This is a genomic window from Pectobacterium actinidiae (assembly GCF_000803315.1).
GTDB classification, from domain to species: Bacteria; Pseudomonadota; Gammaproteobacteria; order Enterobacterales; family Enterobacteriaceae; genus Pectobacterium; species Pectobacterium actinidiae.
Map to the genome: position 1 here is coordinate 170,196 of NZ_JRMH01000002.1, position 19,521 is coordinate 189,716.

A 19,521-nucleotide genomic window follows, 5' to 3' on the forward strand; every position below is an offset into this window, starting at 1 on the left:
TTATTCGAGGGTGGAGGAAGAAACGTGGAAACCAAAGATCTCATCGTTATCGGCGGCGGTATTAACGGTGCAGGCATCGCCGCAGATGCGGCTGGGCGAGGGTTATCAGTCCTGTTGTTGGAAGCGCAGGATCTTGCCTGTGCCACGTCCTCCGCCAGTTCCAAGCTGATTCATGGCGGCCTGCGTTACCTTGAGCACTATGAGTTTCGTTTGGTCAGCGAAGCGCTGTCCGAGCGTGAAACACTGCTGAAAATGGCTCCGCACATTATTTTCCCCATGCGCTTTCGTTTGCCCCATCAGCCGCACCTGCGTCCGGCCTGGATGATTCGTATCGGTCTGTTCATGTACGACAACATTGGTAAACGCGTCAGCCTGCCTGCCAGTAAGGGATTGAAATTCGGCGCAGATTCTGTGCTTAAGCCGGAGCTGAAACAGGGCTTTGAATACTCAGACTGCTGGGTGGACGATGCGCGTCTGGTGGTGTTAAACGCGCAGGAAGTGACAAAGCGCGGTGGAGAAGTCCGTACCCGCACCAAAGTGACCCGCGCTCGCCGTGAGCAAGGCATGTGGATTGTGGATGCGGTTGATTCACTGACCGGCGAAACCTTCACTTGGCGCGCCAAAGGTCTGGTGAACGCCACCGGCCCGTGGGTGAAAGAATTCTTTGATGACGGCCTACAGCTGAAATCGCCTTACGGCATCCGTTTAATCAAAGGCAGCCACATCGTGGTGCCAAAAGTCCATAACCAGCCGCAGGCCTACATTCTGCAAAATAAAGATCACCGTATTGTGTTCGTGATCCCGTGGCAGGATGACTACTCAATCATCGGCACGACCGACGTGGAGTACAAAGGCAATCCGCACGATGTGAAGATCGACGATAATGAAGTCGGTTACCTGTTAGACGTGTATAACGACCATTTCAAACAGCAACTGACTCGTGACGATATCGTCTGGACTTACTCTGGCGTGCGTCCACTGTGTGATGACGAGTCTGATTCTCCACAGGCGATTACCCGTGACTACACGCTGTCAGTCGATGATGATAACGGTCAGGCTCCACTGCTTTCCGTGTTTGGCGGCAAGCTGACGACATACCGTAAGCTGGCAGAGCACGCGCTGGATAAGCTGCACAAATACTACCCGCAAGCGGGTAAAGCCTGGACGAAAGGTGCAGTATTGCCGGGTGGCGATATCGCTGGCACACGTGATGACTACGCCGCCGCGCTGCGTCGCCGCTTCAATCTGCCTGAATCACTGACGCGCCGTTACAGCCGCACGTACGGTTCAAACAGCGAGCTGATTCTGGCAAACGTGAAAGGCCTCAGCGACCTGGGTGAAGATTTCGGTCATGACCTGTACGAAGCGGAACTGCGCTATCTGGTCGAAAAAGAATGGGCCGTCACGCTGGATGACGTCATCTGGCGCCGCACCAAGCTGGGCATGCGCTTCGATGACGCACAGAAACAACGCATCAGCGACTGGTTAGCCAACCACCGCCAACAGCAAATGGCAAAAGCGGGTTAAAAAAAATGGACGAGCATCTCGTCCATGTTGTTTCACCAGATGTTGCTGGCGTAAAAATCATGCTGAGGGGTGGGTTAACGCCGAGTGAGCGACAGGACGTCGCGAAAGCCAGTGCCGCGTCGGGAACGCGTCACTGGCGGCTCGATTCGCGTTAATCCAAGCCCGAAGGTACCGCACAGCGGCATGATTTAGCCAATAAGCCTGGGTACACAGGGCAAGCGGCGACTGAGCTGCCCTGTGTCGGGCGTGGCTCCCAGCAACAGAACCACGCCTATTCTCACCACGCACGAAACAATCACACTCCTCAATGTAAATCCGCAATAATGAAATGTCTTCAATCACAACCGTATCGGTTTGATATTCCAGATATCTTCTGCATATTCAGCGATGGTGCGGTCAGACGAGAAATAGCCCATGCTGGCAATGTTCTGGACGGCACAGCGCGCCCATTCCTCTTTGTTCGCATACAGCTCATCCACGCGATCCTGCGTATCTACATAACTGCGATAGTCCGCCAATAGCTGGTAGTAATCGCCAAAATTTACTAGTGAATCAAACAGATCGCTGTAACGTCGGCTATCGTCAGGGCTAAAAACACCGGTGGTAATTTGCGTCAACACACGGCGCAACTCTTCATCCTGATCGTAATATTGCCGTGGGTTATAGCCGTTCTGGCGTAGCGCCTCGACCTGCTCAGTCGTATTACCGAAGATAAACATATTCTCTTCGCCAATGTGTTCCAGCATTTCGACATTCGCACCGTCCAGCGTGCCGATCGTCAGCGCACCGTTCAGGGCAAACTTCATATTACTGGTCCCGGATGCCTCCGTTCCCGCCAGTGAGATCTGCTCAGAAAGATCCGCCGCCGGAATGATGATCTGCGCCAGACTCACGCTGTAGTTTGGAATGAAGACTACCTTCAGCCGATCGTGCAATGCCGGATCGTTGTTGATCACCTTCGCGACGTCGTTGATCAAGTTAATAATGTGCTTCGCCATGTAATAGGCTGACGCCGCCTTGCCCGCAAAAATGACGACACGCGGCACACGCTCGACCTCGGGGTCATCCTTAATGCGGTTATAGAGCGTAATGACGTGCAACACGTTCAGCAGTTGCCGCTTGTATTCGTGAATACGCTTAATCTGCACATCAAACAGCGATTCCGGGTTAACCACAATATTCAGGTTTTCCGCCATATAGTTCGCTAAACGCACTTTATTCTTCAGCTTCACCTTGCTGATTTTCTGCACAAATGCCGGATAATCGATGTGTTGTTTCAGTTCACTCAACTGGCTCAGATCGGTGCGCCAGGTCTGCCCAATGGTGTCATCCAGTAGCTTGGATAGCGACGGGTTAGCCAGCGCCAGCCAGCGCCGTGGCGTCACACCGTTGGTTTTATTGCAGAACCGATTAGGGAAGAGGCGGGCGAAATCAGCAAACAGAGACTGCACCATCAGATCCGAATGCAGCTCCGATACGCCATTCACCTTATGGCTGGCAACCACCGCCAGCCACGCCATCCGTATTTTACGCCCGTTGTTTTCATCAATGATGGACACCCGTGCCAACAGTTCGTTGTCATCGGGGGCTTCTTTCTGGACGAACTCCAGAAAATGCTCGTTAATTTCGAAAATCAATTGCAGATGGCGCGGCAGGATTTTACCCAGCATATCAACTGGCCAGGTTTCCAGCGCTTCCTGCATCAGCGTGTGGTTGGTGTAGGAGAAGACTTTCCTCACCACGGTCCACGCCTCTATCCACTTGAATTTATGCTCATCAATCAGCAAACGCATCAGCTCAGGGATAGCCAGCACCGGATGCGTATCGTTCAGGTGGATGGCGAACTTCTCCGCCAAATTGCTGTACGTTTTATGCATCATCCAGTGGCGGTTGAGAATGTCCTGCACCGTAGCGGAAACCAGGAAATACTCCTGACGCAGGCGCAACTCACGGCCTGAATAGGTGGAATCATCGGGATACAGCACGCGCGACACGTTTTCCGAGTGGTTTTTATCTTCCACCGCCGCAAAATAGTCGCCCTGATTGAATTTACCCAGATTAATTTCGTTACTGGCCTGCGCACCCCACAAACGCAGAGTATTGGTGGCGTCGGTATCAAAACCGGGAATGATTTGGTCGTAGGCGCACGCGATAACCTCTTCCGTTTCCAGCCAGCGCATTTTGCTGCCTTCCTGCTGGATGCGGCCGCCGAAGCGCACTTTGTAACGCGTGCTGTGGCGCGGGAATTCCCACGCGTTGCCGTATTCCAGCCAGTAATCCGGCGATTCCGCCTGCTTGCCGTTAACGATATTCTGTTTGAACATACCGTACTCGTAGCGAATACCGTAGCCGCGCCCTGGCAACGCCATCGTCGCCAGCGAATCGAGGAAGCAGGCCGCCAGACGACCCAGGCCACCGTTCCCTAAGCCAGGATCGTTTTCTTCCTGTAGCAGATCGTCCAGTTCCAGCCCCATACCATCCAGCGCGGCTTTCAGATCGTCATACAATCCCATCGCCAGCAGCGCGTTCGACAACGTCCGCCCCAGCAAAAATTCCATCGACAAGTAATAGACCTGCCGCACATCCTGCGAAAGCTGTGCCCGATTCGAGCGCAGCCAACGTTCCACCATCCGGTCACGCACGGCCAGCAGCGTGGCGTTCAGCCAGTCATGTTTATTTGCAATGGAGGGATCTTTCCCCACGCTAAACATGAGTTTGTAAGCAATAGAGTGTTTCAGCGCTTCCACACTGAGCGTTGGTGAAGTATAGATAAACGGCGAGTTCATAATATTCATTCCCAAGTGAGTGTTACCCTACCCTGTCGTTTTCAGATTGCACGAGGATGACGCGCAGCGAGAAAACTAGTGGGTATACAAGCGTTGATATAGCGCACCATAAGCCTGAGCAGAAACCTGCCAACCAAAATCCATCGCCATCGCCTGACGCTGTACATAGCGCCATAGCGTGGGTCGGGACCACAACACAAACACACGACGAATCGCGCGGGATAGCGATCCCACACTGCAATCATTAAAGACGAATCCACTTGCCAATCCATCCGCCAGATTCTCCAGCGAACAGTCCGATACCGTATCCGCCAGCCCACCGGTTCGGCGCACTAGCGGCAACGTGCCATATTTCAGGCCGTAGAGCTGCGTTAACCCGCAAGGTTCAAATCGGCTCGGCACCATGATGACATCCGCACCGCCAATAATGCGGTGCGAGAAGGCTTCGTGATAACCAATCTGCACGCCAACCTGACCGTGATATTCCGCCGCCGCCGCCAGAAAGCCCTCCTGCAAATCGGCATCTCCTGCGCCTAGCACCACCAGTTGCCCGCCTTGCTCCAGCAAATCGGGTATCGCACTTAACGCGATATCGAGACCTTTCTGACTGGTCAGGCGACTGACGATGGCAAAAACCGGTGCCTTGTCGTCTACCTTCAGGCCCATCGCCGTTTGCAGATGCCGCTTGTTTACGGCTTTGTCCGCTAAAGCATCTCGGGTGTAATGGCTAGTGAGTAAAGGATCGTGCGCCGGATTCCAAATCGTTTCGTCTACGCCATTGAGGATGCCGGACAGTCGTCCTTCTTCTTCACGCGTTTTCAGCAAGCCCTCCATGCCGTAGCCATAAGCAGGCAGCGTAATCTCGTGCGCGTAGGTTGGGCTCACGGTCGTAATATGGTCAGCGTAGTACAATCCTGCCTTGAGGTAGGAAATCTGGCCGTAAAACTCCAGCCCGTACACCTGAAAGAAATCGCTCGGAAGTTGGAGATTCGGCATATGTCGGGCATCAAACAGTCCCTGATAGGCCAGGTTGTGAACGGTAAAGACCGATTTCGCCGGACGGTTGCGCGCCGCCAGATAGGCGCAGGTCAGCCCCGCGTGCCAGTCATGGGCATGCACAACATCAGGTCGCCAGTAGTGATCTAAACCGCACGCCATTTCGCATCCCATCCACCCCAGCAGCGCAAACCGCAGGTAGTTGTCGGCATAAGCATAAAGCGCCGGGTCGTGGTAAGGACTGCCCGCGCGTTCATACAGTTCAGGCACATCAATCAGATAAATACCGACGCCGTTAAAATGGCCGAACAGTAAGGTGACATGTCCAGCAAACGTATCCAGCTCACGCACAACCTCTAGGTTGGCAATGCCTTTTTTCAGATCGGGGAAGGCAGGCAGAATAACGCGGGCATCCATACCCGCCACAATCTGCGCGCCGGGCAACGCACCCGCCACATCCGCCAGTCCACCGGTTTTCAATAGTGGAAATAGCTCTGAACAAACATGTAAGACCCGCATTATGACTCCCGTTTTGTTCCGATGGTGTTTACAGCTTTTCCAACATCGATCGCGTGACCAGCACGATCCCCTCTTCCGAACGGTAAAAACGGCGGCTATCCTCTTCCGCGTTTTCACCAATCACCATGCCTTCCGGCAAGTGGCAGGCGCGATCGATCACACAACGGCGTAAACGACAGGAGCGCCCCACGTTGACGTCCGGCAAGATCACCGTCGAATCAATACTGCAAAACGAATTCACCCGCACGCGTGGGAACAGCACGGAATGCGTGACAACAGAACCGGAGACGATGCAGCCCCCGGATACCAGCGAGTTCATCGTCATGCCGTGGCTGCCAGAACGGTCCTGAACAAATTTGGCAGGCGGCAGTGATTCAATCGCGGAACGAATCGGCCAGTGCTGATCGTACACATCCAGCTCCGGCGTCACTGACGCCAAATCGAGATTGGCACGCCAGTAAGCTTCCAGCGTGCCGACATCCCGCCAATACTGATGTTCATCTTCGCCCGAGGTGACGCAAGACAGCGTAAAAGGGTGTGCCCAGGCCAGACGCTGCGAGACGATCTTCGGGATCAGATCCTGCCCAAAGTCATGGGCAGAGTCCGTCGCGTGATGATCCGATTCCAGTAATTGATAAAGATAGTCCGCATTAAAAACATAGATCCCCATGCTCTCGAGCGCCATATCGGGGTTATCCGGCATCGGCGTTGGGTTATCCGGTTTTTCGGTAAAATCGAGGATGCGATGCTGTTTATCCACGCTCATGACGCCAAAGGCGCTGGCTTCTTCCAGCGGCACGGGCAGGCAGGCAACGGTACATTCCGCGCCCTTCTCCACGTGATCGATGAGCATGCGTGAGTAGTCCATCTTGTAGATGTGATCGCCCGCGAGGATCACCACGTACTCCGCACGGTAGCGCCGAATGATGTCGAGATTCTGGCAAACCGCATCCGCTGTTCCCCGATACCAGTGATCGGTGGCGTTACGCTGCTGCGCAGGAAGCAAATCGACAAATTCGTTCATTTCCGCATTCAGAAATGACCAGCCGCGCTGAATGTGCTGCACCAGCGTATGCGACTGATATTGCGTAATCACGCCAATACGGCGGATACCGGAATTCAGGCAGTTAGAGAGCGCGAAATCAATGATACGAAATTTGCCGCCAAAATGGACGGCAGGCTTGGCACGCAATGCCGTCAGCCCTTTCAGTCGCGTTCCACGGCCTCCGGCCAAAATTAATGCCACGGATTTCAGAGGGAGCTGTCTTGCCAACATCAGAGGGTCATGCTTGTCGTTATTCACCATGGCTATCTCCTGATTATTCTTTTAATGGCTGGCGCTTAGGTGGTCTGCTTTATCAAAACGCACACCACCTGCGCTTGTCCGTGCCACATTCCACCCTCAGGCGGATTCGTCTCATCAAACGGCGGTGAAACCTGCCAGTGGCCTTCTGGCAAAATGAACGAACCGGTATGCAGGCTGGCGTTAAACAACACAAGCCAACGACCAGAAAGTAAAATCTGTAGCTGATGCTCCCCCTGCTCCCACTGTTGCGGCGTCAAAGGCTGCCCTTCTCGGTTCAGCCACTGCACCGCGCCATCCCCTTCTTGCCACCACGTTTCCTGCTGTAATGCCGGAATCGTGCGGCGTAACTGGATCAATCCGGCGACAAATTCGCGCAGCGCGCTATTCGCGTTTTCCCAGTGCAGCCAGGTCAATTCGTTATCCTGACAGTAGGCGTTGTTGTTGCCCTGCTGGCTGTGTCCCAGTTCATCACCTGCCAGCAGCATTGGCGTTCCCTGCGACAGAATCAGCGTCGTCAGCAGTGCCTTCTGGCTGGCCAGTCGACGTTGAAGGATGTCGTCGTCCGCTTCCAGCCCTTCCGTGCCGTGGTTATTGCTGAAATTACTGTCGGTGCCGTCGCGGTTGCCCTCGCCGTTGGCGTCATTGTGCTTGTGGTTGAAACTCACCAGATCGCGCAGCGTAAAGCCGTCATGGGCCGTCAGTTTGTTGATGGAGGCGTAAGGCAGGCGGTCGCGCTGCTGGAAGATGTCGCTGGAGGCGGCAAAGCGGCAGGCAAATGCGCCGAGAGAAATATCACCATGCAGCCAAAAGCGGCGCATGTCGTCGCGGTAGCGGTCACTCCACTCGGCAAACGGTGTCGGGAACTGGCCTAGCTGATAACCGCCATGCCCAATGTCCCACGGTTCGGCGATCAGCTTGCAGCCCTGTAAGCGGCTATCATTTTTCATGGCGGACAGCAGCGGCGCAGCGGCGGTAAAATCTGGGGTACGCCCCAGCACCGTTGCCAGATCGAAGCGGAAACCGTCAACGTGGCAAACCTCGCGCCAGAAGCGCAGGCAGTCCATCACCCAGTCGATCACCGCCGGATGATTCAGGCGCAGCACATTACCGCAGCCGGTCCAGTTATGGTATTCACCGTTTTCACCCAGCCAGTAATAACTGCGGTTGTCGATGCCGCGCTGGCACAGCGTAGGCCCTTCGACGTCCAGTTCGGCGCTGTGGTTGAACACCACATCCAGAATGACCTCGATCCCCGCGTGATGCAGCGCTTTCACCGCATCACGAAATTCATTCAGCGCGTCGTCACCTGCGGCCAGACTGTTATCCACGGCAAACGGCAGCAGGACGTTATAGCCCCAGTAATTACGCAGCCCCAGTTGCTGAAGCCGGGGTTCATCGGCATGCTGCTGCACCGGGAGCAGTTCCAGCGCCGTCACGCCCAACGACGTCAGATAATCAATCATCACCGGATGGCCTAACGCCGCATAGCTACCGCGAATGTCTTCAGGAATATCGGGGTGCAACTGCGTCAGCCCGCGTACATGCGCCTCATAAATCACCGTCTGATTCCAGGGCGTTTGCGGATGCTGGTCATCCTGCCAGTCGTATTCTTCTGCCGTGACGACGCACTTCGCCATGATGTCAGCGCTATCGCGTTCATCATGTTCATCAATCCCGCCTTGCAGACACTCATCATCCACCACCCAGCCATCAAGCTGGCGGGCGCAGGGATCCAACAGCAGCTTATGCGGATTGAAACGCAGCCCCTGAGAAGGTTCGAACGGGCCATCGACCCGGAAACCGTAGCGTAGCCCCGGCTGTGCATCGGGGAGATAGCCATGCCAGATATCGCCGCTGCGTGCAGTCAGCGCAATGCGCTGTTCCTGCTGACGTTCATCAAACACGCACAGTTCGACCCGCTCGGCATCTGCCGAAAACAGAGCGAAATTCACGCCCTGTCCATCAAAACTCGCCCCCAGCGGCGTCGGCTTACCCGTCTGCAATTCTTCCATTTACGCCTCCTTCACCAAATACAGCGTGGCAAGTGGCGGAAGGGTCAGAACAAGGGAGTGCTGGCGTTGATGACTGCCCCACTCCTCGCTGTAAATCGTCCCGATATTGCCCACATCACTACCGTTGTAGTGAACAGAATCTGTGTTGATTGCTTCTCGCCAGCCGCCGGGCTGGTTGATGCCGATACGGTATCCATAGCGCGGAACCGGCGTAAAGTTACTGACAACCAGCACTTCATTGCCTTGCTCATCACGCCGGACGAAGGCAAAGACCGAGTTTTCCCGGTCATCCACCACTAGCCATTCAAAGCCCTGCGGCTGGAAATCGAGCTGATACAGCGATGGCTGCTGGCGATAGTAGTGGTTGAGATCGCGCACCAGCGTCTGCACACCACGGTGCCAGCCTTCCGGTTCATCCAGCAGATGCCAATCCAGACTGGCATCGTGGTTCCACTCACGCCCTTGTGCAAATTCGCCGCCCATGAACAGCAGTTTCTTGCCGGGATACGCCCACATAAAGCCGTAATAAGCACGTAAATTGGCAAACTTCTGCCAGACATCGCCGGGCATACGATCCAGCAATGAACGTTTGCCGTGCACCACTTCGTCATGAGACAGCGGCAGCACGAAGTTCTCGCTATAGGCGTACAACATGCCGAACGTCAGCAAATCGTGATGGTATTTGCGGTGAACCGGATCGAGCTGCATATAGGTCAGCGTGTCGTGCATCCAGCCCATATTCCACTTGTAGTGAAATCCTAAACCGTTGCAGTCCGGCGGCAGCGTGACGCCCGGATAATCAGTGGACTCTTCAGCAAGCGTGATCGCCGCCGGTGCGGCATGACCCAGCATGTGGTTGGTGTAGCGCAGAAACGCGATAGCTTCGAGATTTTCTTTGCCACCATAATGGTTCGGCACCCACTGACCTTCGCTACGGCTGTAATCGCGGTAAATCATAGAAGCTACCGCATCGACCCGCAGGCCGTCGATGCCATAGCGCTCCATCCAAAACAGCGCATTACCCGCCAGATAGTTACGCACCTCATGGCGGCCATAGTTATAAATCAGCGTGTTCCAGTCCTGATGATAGCCTTCACGCGGATCGGCGTATTCATACAACGCGGTACCGTCAAACTGCGCCAAACCGTATTCGTCGCCGGGAAAATGCCCCGGCACCCAGTCCAGCAGGACGTTGATGCCCGCATCATGGAGCGCATCAACAAAGGCTCTGAACTCCGATGCAGTGCCGAAACGGCGGGTTGGCGCATACAGCCCCAGCGGTTGATAACCCCAGCTGCCATCGAACGGGTGTTCGTTAATCGGCATCAGCTCAACGTGCGTGAAGCCCATGTACTGAACATAATCAATCAGTTGATTCGCCAGTTCCTGATAGCTCAGCCAGAAATTGTTATCCGTATGCCGCCGCCAGGAACCCAGGTGAACTTCATAAATGGAGATCGGTGAACGCAGGCCGTTCGCCTCACGCCGGGCGTCGCTGGTCGGGACTTTCTCAGGCAGCGGTGTAATCAGCGACGCGGTATCGGGGCGCATCTGCGCTTCAAACGCATACGGATCGGCCTTCAGGCGGACGCTGCCGTGGCTGTCGATCATTTCATATTTGTAGAGCTGCCCCGCTTTCACATCGGGCAGAAACAGTTCCCAAATACCGTTTTCCTGTCGCAGCCGCATCGGGTGACGTCGGCCATCCCAGAAATTGAACTGCCCCACAACTGAAACGCGTTGCGCATTCGGTGCCCAAACGGCAAAACGCGTGCCTTCAACACCGTCCAGCGTTTCCAGATGCGCACCTAGCCGCTCGTAAGGTCGCAGGTGGGTGCCTTCAGCCAACAACCAAATATCCATATCCTGCAACAGCGGGCCAAAACGGTAAGGATCTTCAATCACCCAGGTTTCTTCACCCCAGGTCACGGCTAATTGATAGTGAAAAGCCTGTTTCCGGCGTGGCACCAGACCACAAAAAAAACCGCGTTCGTCTACACGATCCAGCTCGACGATTTTGCGGCCATTGCTGGCATCCACAACCCAGACTGCCTGCGCATCCGGCAGCAATGCCCGAACTTCAAGACCTTTAGAGGAATGATGCATACCTAACAGCGAAAACGGATCGGCATAATGCCCGGAAATAAGTGAATTAATCGCCTCAGAAAACGCTGACATGGTATCCATCCTCTGATTAACCATTTGAATTAAATAAATAAGTAATATAAAAAGCGCATGGCATTGCGTTTATATTCCCCGCGACTTATTTTCAACAAAAAACCAATAAAAATAACGGGTTATTAGCTTGCTAAGGAATAACGGCGACGTGTAAAAATAATGAATACTATGAAAGAGTTCTTGAGCCACGCCCCCTAATTCAGCGTAGTCAAAGAATGGAGAAATATCTGAGAACCGATGCAATTTTTCCGTTTATATTTATATGAATAAGTTATGACACGGAATAATTAGCATCTTTTGTTTAAAGATCGTCTGGCAACACGCTTAAGCCGCCGTGATGTCACGGTTTAGATGAGAATAATCGATATAATGGTTGGATCGCCAACCGTGAAAGGGCAGTCTGCGGTTGGCGATTAACATGATGTGAAGAGTCATACCGTTGGTCATCGCGTTAGCGCTGCTCGACAACGCGGGCGTCAAAGGCTTCGGTTCCGGTGAGGCTCAGCCAGACCGAAGGGCCGGCGTTGATTTCGCTTAGGGTAAGTAGGCAAGCCTCCAGCGCAGTTTTCAGCGCGCCCCAGTCAATATCTTTACCAATGAAAACGATCTCCTGTCGACAATCCCCGGTTTGTTCCTGCCATTTGTCCACAATCCCCTGTCGTCGGTAGTCGTCCTGCGGCCACTCTGCTCTATCGATGAAGTGCCACCAGCGTCCGACATAACTCCATTTAAACTGGCCGCCGCTTTGTACCAACATGCCAATATCCGTGTAGCGACTCGCCATCCAGAAATAGCCTTTACAGCGCAGTAAGCAACCATTGCGCCACGTCTGCTCAAGGAAAGCGAACAGCCGACCGGGGTGAAAAGGCGTGCGCTCACGGAACACCCACGAGTCAATACCATAGGTATCAGATTCGGAAGGACGGTTATCCTGCACCATCTGCTGCATCCAGCCTGGCGTGTTCACCAGACGGGGAAGATCGAATTTGTGGGTGTTTAGCACGCGCGCCAGCTCGACTTGTCCATGTGCCATCGGCAAAATATCCGCCGAAGGATTCAGGCTCGCCAGCTGCGAGCGCAGCGCAGCAAACCCCGTTTCACCGATAATATCCGCCCGGCTGACCAGAATCACATCAGCGTATTCCACCTGTTCAATCAGCAGGTCGGATAGCGTTTGCTGCACCGTCCCCTGATCGGTTTCCCTATCCAGCACACCATGGTCGTGCAACTGCTGGGCGAAATTCTCCCCGTTCACCACCGTCACCATCGTATCCAGCCGCGCCAGCTCACTCAGACTAAACCCATGTTGATCGAGAAACGCGAAGGTTTCCGCCACGGGCATCGGTTCTGAAATCCCGGTGGATTCAATCAGCAGATAATCAAAACGCTGCTGTCGCGCCAGCAGACTGACCTGCTCCAGCAGGTCAGCACGCAGGGTACAGCAGATACAACCGTTGCTCATCTCCACCAGCTCATCGCTGCCGCGCTGGAGCGTCACCTGACGCCGCACATCGTCGGCATCGATATTGACGTCGCTCATGTCGTTAACAATCGCTGCAACACGCATGCCCGAGCGGTTGTGCAGGATATGGTTGAGCAGTGTGGTTTTACCTGCTCCTAAAAATCCTGACAACACCGTCACCGGGAGACGAGTTTCAGCGTGTAAGGGTTCGGATATCAGGGCCGTTGTCATGGTTAAAGTGCCCTCTGCCCGGCGTCAGTAGCGACCTGTTGCATGGGAGCCTTATCTAAATAACTCTCAAACAGATCGACCACCACAAACCCGTCATCAGCCGCTTCTCCCCACAGATCTTTCACCGCGAACTCGACATGGTAGGTCGACTGGTGAACGGCATCACGATCGCCGTGACCAATACTGTCAGGGAATGGCCATTTTTCCGTAGTGCGGTGCAGAATGACGCCCGTTTTGCCACGCACATAGCGCGGCATGCGAATATGTCCGGCAAAATATTCGTCACGCACGGTGACGCGATCGCCCACCTTGAAAGGCTCACGACCGGTGATTGCCGGGCGTCCCTGCGCATGAGGCGGATTCGCCAGTTTAAAATAGGATCCCAGCGCGTGATTGAGTTCTTCCTGAGTAATCACGCCGGTTTCAACCAACAACGTCGCCGTTGCGATGACGTAACGTTCGTAATAACGCGTACCGACATGCTGGCGGACATCCAGACGCTCCACCGCATGGCGCACTTCATCGACACTGAATTTCTTCAACTGATCGACGCCAACAAACATCAGGCTATAAGCCAGATGCTCCCACTCTTCTTTGAACACCGGCTTATAGCTGAGGCTGTTAATTGTATGCGGAACTTTACCAAACCCCTGAAAACCACCGAGATCGTGAAAACCATCCATACCAGATACCTCTAAACAGGTTAATGAAAGAGAAGTCAGATGCCTTAGGACGCCTGAGGTAGCGCCACACCAATCAGCACATCTTTTGTGACCAGCTTTTGCAATTCCTCTTCGCTCAGGTGTTCGGTTCCTGCCGGACGCATCGGCAGCACCATGTAGCGACTTTCTGCGGTGGTATCCCATACCTTAATCACCTGATTTGCAGGCAATTCGGTACCCAGTTCACGCAGTACCGTGCGCCCCTCTCGCACCAGACGAGCACGGAATTCGAAGCTCTTGTACCATTCGGGAGGTAAGCCGAGCACCGGCCAGTTGGTACAGGAGCACAGGCTACAGACGATGACGTTTTTCAGCGTCGGTGTGTCTTCCAACGCGACAATATATTCGCCCTGAGGGCCGGTATAACCGAACTGCGAGCAAGCCGCCGTACCGTCACGCAGCAACAGCGCCCGGAACTCAGGATCGACCCAGGCACGCGCCACTACTCTGGCGCCGTTCGCCGGATCCCACGCCTGCGTCATCAGTTGTGTCAGGGTGTCAATGTAACCGTCAGGGATGAGCGACTTTTCATTGAGAACCTTAAACAGCGCCCATGCGCGCTCACTGGGCGTAGAGGTATCCTGAGGTGAAACTGTCGTATTCATAGTCAACTCCTAGCTCAAACATCATGGCGTGAAAGATGCGCCCACTGACGTGCGACAGCAGGCGCGGCGTGGTATCAACGCGTCTGCCAGTCATAAGCCGCTTCCAGCGCGGCGGCGGCCTGATAGATCGTGCCTTCTGCGTAGTGCCGTCCCACAAACATCAGGCCGACGGGCAGGCCGTCCACCTTGCCGCAGGGAACCGACATCGCAGGATGACCCGTGATATCTAACGGCGCGGTATTACCGATCATTTCAAATGCTCGGCTGATATATTCCGTCACCGAACAGCCTTGTTGCGGCAGTGGCTGCGCGGTGATCGGTAAGGTTGGCATCACCAGCAGATCGAAATCCTGTAGCGCCTGGTCGTAACCCGCACGCGCCAGACGCGCCAGGTTTTGTGCTTTGGCGTAATAGCGTCCGTTATAGCGATCCAGCCCGTACTGGCCGACCAACATACAGACCTTGAGCGACGCCGACAGCGCATCCGCCTGCTCCCGCCAGTCCGCGTGTTTATCCAATAGCGCGACATCGTAGAGACCTTTCCAATTCATCCCCATGCCGTTACCGTGCATCATCTGCGCGGTCAGTCCTTCACAGCCGATTGGCGTCCAGAGTGCCCCCGCCAGACGATGCGCTGGCACGGAGACTTCGCTCACCCTCGCGCCCAGCGCCGACAGCGTATCAATCGCGCTCCGCACGCTGTCCGCGACCCGCGGATCCAGGTTGGGTAACTGGAACCCTTCGGTCAGAATACCGATGCGCAATCCTTTAACGCCCCGATCGAGATAGGCGGTGTAATTATCCACTGACGGCGCATACTGGCGCGGATCCAGCCCGTCAGCCCCCGCGATCACCTCCAACATCAGCGCGTTGTCGTAGACGTTGGCGGTAATGGGACCGGCATGATCCACCGTCGCTTCAATCGGCATAATGCCGCTGTAGGGCACCAGTCCGTGGGTTGGCTTCATGCCATAGGTGCCGCAAAATGCGGATGGGATGCGGATTGACCCGCCCTGATCGCAACCGATAGCCATATCGACATCCCCCGCCGCAACCAGCACTGCACTGCCGGAAGAAGACCCACCAGAGGCATAGCCGTGACGATGGGGATTGTGTACCGGAGCAGGATCGGAGGTATGACTACCGCCGGACAGGCAAAAGTGCTCACAGGTCGCCTTGCCAAGAATGGTGGCACCCGCGTCGAGCAGCCGCGTGGCGACGGTTGCATCGAACGTGGGAACAAAACCTTCCAGCGTTGAAGTGCCGTTCATCATCGGCACCCCCGCCAGCGCGATATTGTCTTTCAGCGCGACGGTACGGCCAGCCAGTTTGCCTGTGGCTGCGCCTTTCACCTCGGTTTTGTAATACCAGCCATTGTGCGGGTTTTCAGCCCCTTCCGGGCGATACCCAGCCGAACGGGGATAGCGCACCTCAGGAACAGCATCGGGAAGGCTATCAATCAGATCGTATGCATCAAAATTCGCCTGCATCAGCGCCAGATACTCCTCGGCTTCCGTCGGGGAGATCGACATATGCAATTGGCTGGCGATAACCTGAAGCTGCTCAATATCGGGACGTTCAATAGCCATGGTGTATCCTTTTTCCTGTTAGCTTCCGCCTGACGACGGGAAACGATAAGGTGAAAATCCGGTAGGCAACCGCGCTTTTGACACATGCCCCGCCGGAGTGGGTGTCTTGACGATAGGCCATCGTAGGCTTCAAAACTTGGTTCAAACGGTCAGCCGTTTGGCTCATTAAGACAACCCGCAAGCTCGTGCGTCAGAACGCCCGCGCATAGCGGAGATTCAAACGAAAATCCTCGCGAGCGCCGTTTTCCACCGCCAGATCCCGCCCTAGCTGCATCTGGATTTGATCCTTCTGCGTCACAAATGCGGTGGTGGTGAAACGCAGGTTGGTGGTGCGCTGTTGGTTATCCTGCTTCACGCCGTCCAGCGTGGTTTCACCGCCCCAGAGGTGGCCGACGCCCAACCCAAACGAGAGGGTTGGCGTTGGCATATACCGCCCCATAAGCTGCGCAGCATAGGAGACATCCTGCTCCAGACGCGCCGATCCCGGCCCGGCATCGTTATTGTCGCCATACCAGATCGCATCCCCCACCAGATCGACCGCCCATTTTTCGCCGAGGTGTTTGATATAGGCCGCCTGAAGATCCACCTTCCAACGGTTTTCACCGAGGTTGAGCGGCGCGTTTTGGTCATAACGGCCTACCGGCACAGACAGATAGGGTGCCAACCCCACCACATCACGCGCGTCGTTGAGCCGAACCTTGAGTGGAACCGTCAGAATCAGATCGCCAATACCGTCAGCCGTGCCCAACCCTGCGGCGTCGCCATGACCGGATATCTGACCAAACGGCAATAAAAATTGCGGATCGAGCGTGGCGGTATCGCTCACGGCAATCGTGTGTAGCAGACGCACCATGCCGATGTGGGATTTCAGGCGGTAATCCGAACTCACTCGGTTCCCGTCGGCATAGGCCGCATCGGTGCTCGCATATTGGTAATACAGCAGGCCGACCGTTGCCCCCACCGGATTCTGTTCAAAGTCACCGGGAGCGACTTCCACAGCGTAAGCACGTGTTGTCGCCAGTAGCGCGGTAGCGAGTAAAAAAGCCTTCTTTTTCATGGTTGATATCTCCGCAGAACAAAGCACGCATGAAGGAAACCGCACGCGTTTAGGGAATGACCGCGTTAAGCATGGTCGTAGGGACAGGCTGACTGACGTTTAGCGTCACGCAGCATGCCGGTATGCGGGTGGCAGTTGATGTATTCGAAATGTTGATAACGCGCATCCGATACCGAAACTTCGTGGTACAGCCTCAGCGCCGACAGTGATGTCGCAACCCGGCAGAAGGTGGTGAAGATACGCAGGTGTGTGGGGTGTGATTCCGCCCAGCGTTCAAGCTTCTCAAGCGAGCGCCAGTGGCCGAGGTTGTAGCTCGTATCCAACAGGTTACCGTCCAGATCGATGTTACGAACGAAGCGATTGCTGTAACAGCCCACGGCCTGACCGTCATCGCGCAGGAAATCCATCCCCGCTTGCAACGTAGGCAAGATCTCATTGAAATAAAGCGTACGCTCCTCTTCCTCCGCGTGCGTCCAGTCTTGCCCGGAGCGAATCACCGCGATGTTGTCATGTCCCTGAACCTGCACGCGTCCCCCCTGTGCAGGATCGCCAGACAGGATGCGCAGTTCGCCGCTCGGCTGGAGCCAGTCGGTTTGTGAGAGCGGTAAACGGTCACGCATCGACCCCCAGTAACCGTGCTCTTCAATCTCATCACTGACGCTCTCCATGACGCCGCCGACGCCCGGCAAGCTATCGCGAAAGGCATACAGCGTTTCAAACTGTTTCGCATCCGGTAGCGTGACCTCGCGGAAGTAGCCGATGCCCTCCTGCAAGCGGACATCGGCCGCCCACCACTCGCTCACCTCAGGCTGGCGGAGCCAACGGCAATAAGCCGCCGGATCGCGCCAATAGCCGACGATCATCAGGTTGTCATAGCCTGCGTTATCGAGATGGTGGGTCAGATCGTAGCTGAGCGGTCCGTTAGTACAGGCAAAGCTGCCAACGATGTGACGCATGGCCTGTAGCGCCGCCGGGCGTCGTTCTTCGCCCTGAAACTGCACGCCGAGATAACACATGACGACTTGTTGTAGCGTGTCATCCGCACGCGCCACCCACATGGGAAAAGGAGGCTGGTAGTCATCCGGCACGCGGCGAGACAACGTGCGTGGACAGGTCAAGTGTTTAGCAATTGCCGATTCCATAAGATCTCCTGGTCACTAACGTGGAAAAGCGTGAAAGGTCGTGTTCGCAACGCTTTCATACTAGGTGGCACCTTTTACGACGCGCTTGTGTGACAGCGTCAATGACATGGTTGAGAAGGACAGAAGGTGAGCAGGGCGAATGCCGTAGCGCAGATGCGTTATTTCGGTGCAGATTGCTCAGTTTGCATGCACCACGTTGTGTCTTTTTCACGCATCCATGCGGCAGCATACCTGGCCGTAAACATGACAACATCTGTGCCTATTTTTCCACTTCGATGCCCACGCCGCGTGGTCTGGACGGGAAACCGCGGTTTGCCACTCGCAATCGCCTTACCGCTCTGGTGCGATATTTGCATTAAGCCAATACAGAGCGTGAGGTTTACCTGTGAGAACGGTTCGGTAATGAGGGTGAAGACGATGAGCAAGACCTATTATTCGACCATCAATGTCGCTGCCCCCCAGCGATTTGACTATTGGAAAGAAGTGGTGCTGCGACACTGTATTCCCGCAGCCAGCAAACCATTGATGGGAAACGATTTTGAGGGAAACCTCGATGTCCGTAATGTCGGTCTGGTGGACATCTGCTCATTGTCCTCCCCGCTTCACTACTGGGAGCGCACGCCTCGACATTTACGCACCGGTCCGGACGACGATCTGTGGTTGGGCTATATCCAAAACGGCAGTGGACAACTGGAACAAGGTGAGCGTCGGGCGCTGTTAACACCGGACAGCATGGTCCTTTACGACGCGGCGCAGACGTTCCGCTTCAGTATCGGTGGTCAGGCGACACATCTGGTGCGCATCCCCCGCCATTTGTTGAGTAGCCGATTGCCCGGCGTGGAAAACCTGACGGCGATACTGCTCAACGATCGTCAACCCGGTATTGTGCCGCTGCGTGAAATGTTACGGCAAAGCACGGAAGCTGCGTCATGGCAGCAGAACCCTGATATAGCCGGACGCTTTTCCCAAACGCTGCTGGATTTGTTGGTGCTCAGTCTGGAGCTTCAGGATCTGAATAATGTAGGGGCGGAACGCGATCTCTATGCCCGCATGATGAATTACATTCAACGCCATCTGACCGAATCCGATCTCAATATTGAACGCCTTGCACACGCTCACCATGTTTCCACACGAACGGTGACTCGGGCATTTGCCCGCCACCAGAAAACGCCCATGGCCGTGATCTGGCATGAACGCCTGAAGGCGAGCCATGAAGCCATCAGTCGTGGACGGGTTCGCAGCGTTTCACAAGCGGCGCTCGACTTTGGTTTCTCTGACTTTTCCCATTTCAGCCACGCGTTCCGCAAAGCGTTTGGGCTTTCGCCACGCACGCTATTACAAAGCAATAACGAGCCGGGATGATAATCGTTCACTGCCGGTGGCGAAAAA

Annotated in this window: 14 protein-coding genes; 3 read left to right on the forward strand and 11 right to left on the reverse strand. The window is 55.1% G+C overall.

The genetic code is table 11. From position 1 onward, the window contains the following. Positions 1–24: 24 nt before the first annotated feature. Together glpD and KKH3_RS22350 are read left to right on the forward strand one after the other, a co-directional pair. Positions 25–1,527 carry a glycerol-3-phosphate dehydrogenase gene (gene glpD / locus KKH3_RS18350; RefSeq protein WP_039363005.1) on the forward strand — a complete coding sequence of 501 codons (1,503 nt, stop codon included), beginning with the start codon at positions 25–27 and terminating at the stop codon, positions 1,525–1,527. 5 nt (positions 1,528–1,532) lie between these two features. Beyond that, positions 1,533–1,682 carry a hypothetical protein gene (locus KKH3_RS22350; RefSeq protein WP_159440280.1) on the forward strand — a complete coding sequence of 50 codons (150 nt, stop codon included), beginning with the start codon at positions 1,533–1,535 and terminating at the stop codon, positions 1,680–1,682. Between the two features lie 183 nt (positions 1,683–1,865). Here KKH3_RS22350 and glgP read toward each other — a convergent pair whose 3' ends face one another. The 11 genes from glgP to oxdA form a co-directional block, all read right to left on the reverse strand. After that, a complete protein-coding gene (gene glgP / locus KKH3_RS18355; protein WP_039363008.1) occupies positions 1,866–4,313 on the reverse strand; it encodes a glycogen phosphorylase in 2,448 nt (815 codons plus the stop codon). A 75-nt stretch (positions 4,314–4,388) separates the two neighbouring features. Then, positions 4,389–5,828 (reverse strand): glycogen synthase GlgA, encoded by a 1,440-nt coding sequence (gene glgA / locus KKH3_RS18360; RefSeq protein WP_039363010.1) that lies wholly within the window; start codon positions 5,826–5,828, stop codon positions 4,389–4,391. Positions 5,829–5,856: 28 nt separating this feature from the next. Further along, positions 5,857–7,134, reverse strand: a complete 1,278-nt coding sequence (glgC, locus tag KKH3_RS18365; RefSeq protein WP_039363013.1) for a glucose-1-phosphate adenylyltransferase — start codon at positions 7,132–7,134, stop codon at positions 5,857–5,859. A gap of 35 nt (positions 7,135–7,169) precedes the next feature. Next, positions 7,170–9,146: a glycogen debranching protein GlgX gene (gene glgX, locus KKH3_RS18370; RefSeq protein ID WP_039363015.1), complete on the reverse strand. Its 1,977-nt coding sequence runs from the start codon at positions 9,144–9,146 to the stop codon at positions 7,170–7,172. Next, on the reverse strand, positions 9,147–11,324 hold the full coding sequence (glgB, locus tag KKH3_RS18375) for a 1,4-alpha-glucan branching enzyme (protein WP_039363017.1): 2,178 nt from the start codon (positions 11,322–11,324) through the stop codon (positions 9,147–9,149). Positions 11,325–11,775: 451 nt separating this feature from the next. After that, entirely contained in the window at positions 11,776–13,017 is a 1,242-nt protein-coding gene (locus KKH3_RS18380; RefSeq protein WP_052201391.1) for a GTP-binding protein, read from the reverse strand. 2 nt (positions 13,018–13,019) lie between these two features. Next, positions 13,020–13,700 (reverse strand): nitrile hydratase subunit beta, encoded by a 681-nt coding sequence (gene nthB / locus KKH3_RS18385; RefSeq protein WP_039363021.1) that lies wholly within the window; start codon positions 13,698–13,700, stop codon positions 13,020–13,022. 44 nt (positions 13,701–13,744) lie between these two features. After that, the gene (nthA, locus tag KKH3_RS18390) at positions 13,745–14,344 is read right to left on the reverse strand and encodes a nitrile hydratase subunit alpha (protein WP_039363024.1); all 600 of its coding nucleotides are present in this window, start codon (positions 14,342–14,344) and stop codon (positions 13,745–13,747) included. Positions 14,345–14,418: 74 nt separating this feature from the next. Beyond that, positions 14,419–15,933, reverse strand: a complete 1,515-nt coding sequence (locus KKH3_RS18395; protein WP_039363026.1) for an amidase — start codon at positions 15,931–15,933, stop codon at positions 14,419–14,421. Positions 15,934–16,123: 190 nt separating this feature from the next. After that, positions 16,124–16,990: a transporter gene (locus KKH3_RS18400; protein WP_039363029.1), complete on the reverse strand. Its 867-nt coding sequence runs from the start codon at positions 16,988–16,990 to the stop codon at positions 16,124–16,126. A 65-nt stretch (positions 16,991–17,055) separates the two neighbouring features. Further along, the gene (oxdA, locus tag KKH3_RS18405; protein ID WP_039363032.1) at positions 17,056–18,132 is read right to left on the reverse strand and encodes an aliphatic aldoxime dehydratase; all 1,077 of its coding nucleotides are present in this window, start codon (positions 18,130–18,132) and stop codon (positions 17,056–17,058) included. A gap of 417 nt (positions 18,133–18,549) precedes the next feature. Between oxdA and KKH3_RS18410 the strand changes: the two genes are divergently transcribed. After that, positions 18,550–19,494, forward strand: coding sequence for a helix-turn-helix domain-containing protein (locus KKH3_RS18410; RefSeq protein ID WP_039363035.1), 945 nt, complete (start codon positions 18,550–18,552; stop codon positions 19,492–19,494). Positions 19,495–19,521: the final 27 nt, after the last annotated feature.

Excerpts from the sequence above, each read along its gene's own strand:
- nthA (WP_039363024.1), bottom strand. The coding sequence starts at position 14,344 with ATGAATACGACAGTTTCACCTCAGGATACCTCTACGCCCAGTGAGCGC.
- glgC (WP_039363013.1), bottom strand. The coding sequence starts at position 7,134 with ATGGTGAATAACGACAAGCATGACCCTCTGATGTTGGCAAGACAGCTC.
- glgP (WP_039363008.1), bottom strand. The coding sequence starts at position 4,313 with ATGAACTCGCCGTTTATCTATACTTCACCAACGCTCAGTGTGGAAGCG.
- glgA (WP_039363010.1), bottom strand. The coding sequence starts at position 5,828 with ATGCGGGTCTTACATGTTTGTTCAGAGCTATTTCCACTATTGAAAACC.
- glgB (WP_039363017.1), bottom strand. The coding sequence starts at position 11,324 with ATGTCAGCGTTTTCTGAGGCGATTAATTCACTTATTTCCGGGCATTAT.
- KKH3_RS18400 (WP_039363029.1), bottom strand. The coding sequence starts at position 16,990 with ATGAAAAAGAAGGCTTTTTTACTCGCTACCGCGCTACTGGCGACAACA.
- glgX (WP_039363015.1), bottom strand. The coding sequence starts at position 9,146 with ATGGAAGAATTGCAGACGGGTAAGCCGACGCCGCTGGGGGCGAGTTTT.
- oxdA (WP_039363032.1), bottom strand. The coding sequence starts at position 18,132 with ATGGAATCGGCAATTGCTAAACACTTGACCTGTCCACGCACGTTGTCT.
- KKH3_RS18380 (WP_052201391.1), bottom strand. The coding sequence starts at position 13,017 with ATGACAACGGCCCTGATATCCGAACCCTTACACGCTGAAACTCGTCTC.
- KKH3_RS18395 (WP_039363026.1), bottom strand. The coding sequence starts at position 15,933 with ATGGCTATTGAACGTCCCGATATTGAGCAGCTTCAGGTTATCGCCAGC.
- KKH3_RS22350 (WP_159440280.1), top strand. The coding sequence starts at position 1,533 with ATGGACGAGCATCTCGTCCATGTTGTTTCACCAGATGTTGCTGGCGTA.
- nthB (WP_039363021.1), bottom strand. The coding sequence starts at position 13,700 with ATGGATGGTTTTCACGATCTCGGTGGTTTTCAGGGGTTTGGTAAAGTT.
- KKH3_RS18410 (WP_039363035.1), top strand. The coding sequence starts at position 18,550 with ATGAGCAAGACCTATTATTCGACCATCAATGTCGCTGCCCCCCAGCGA.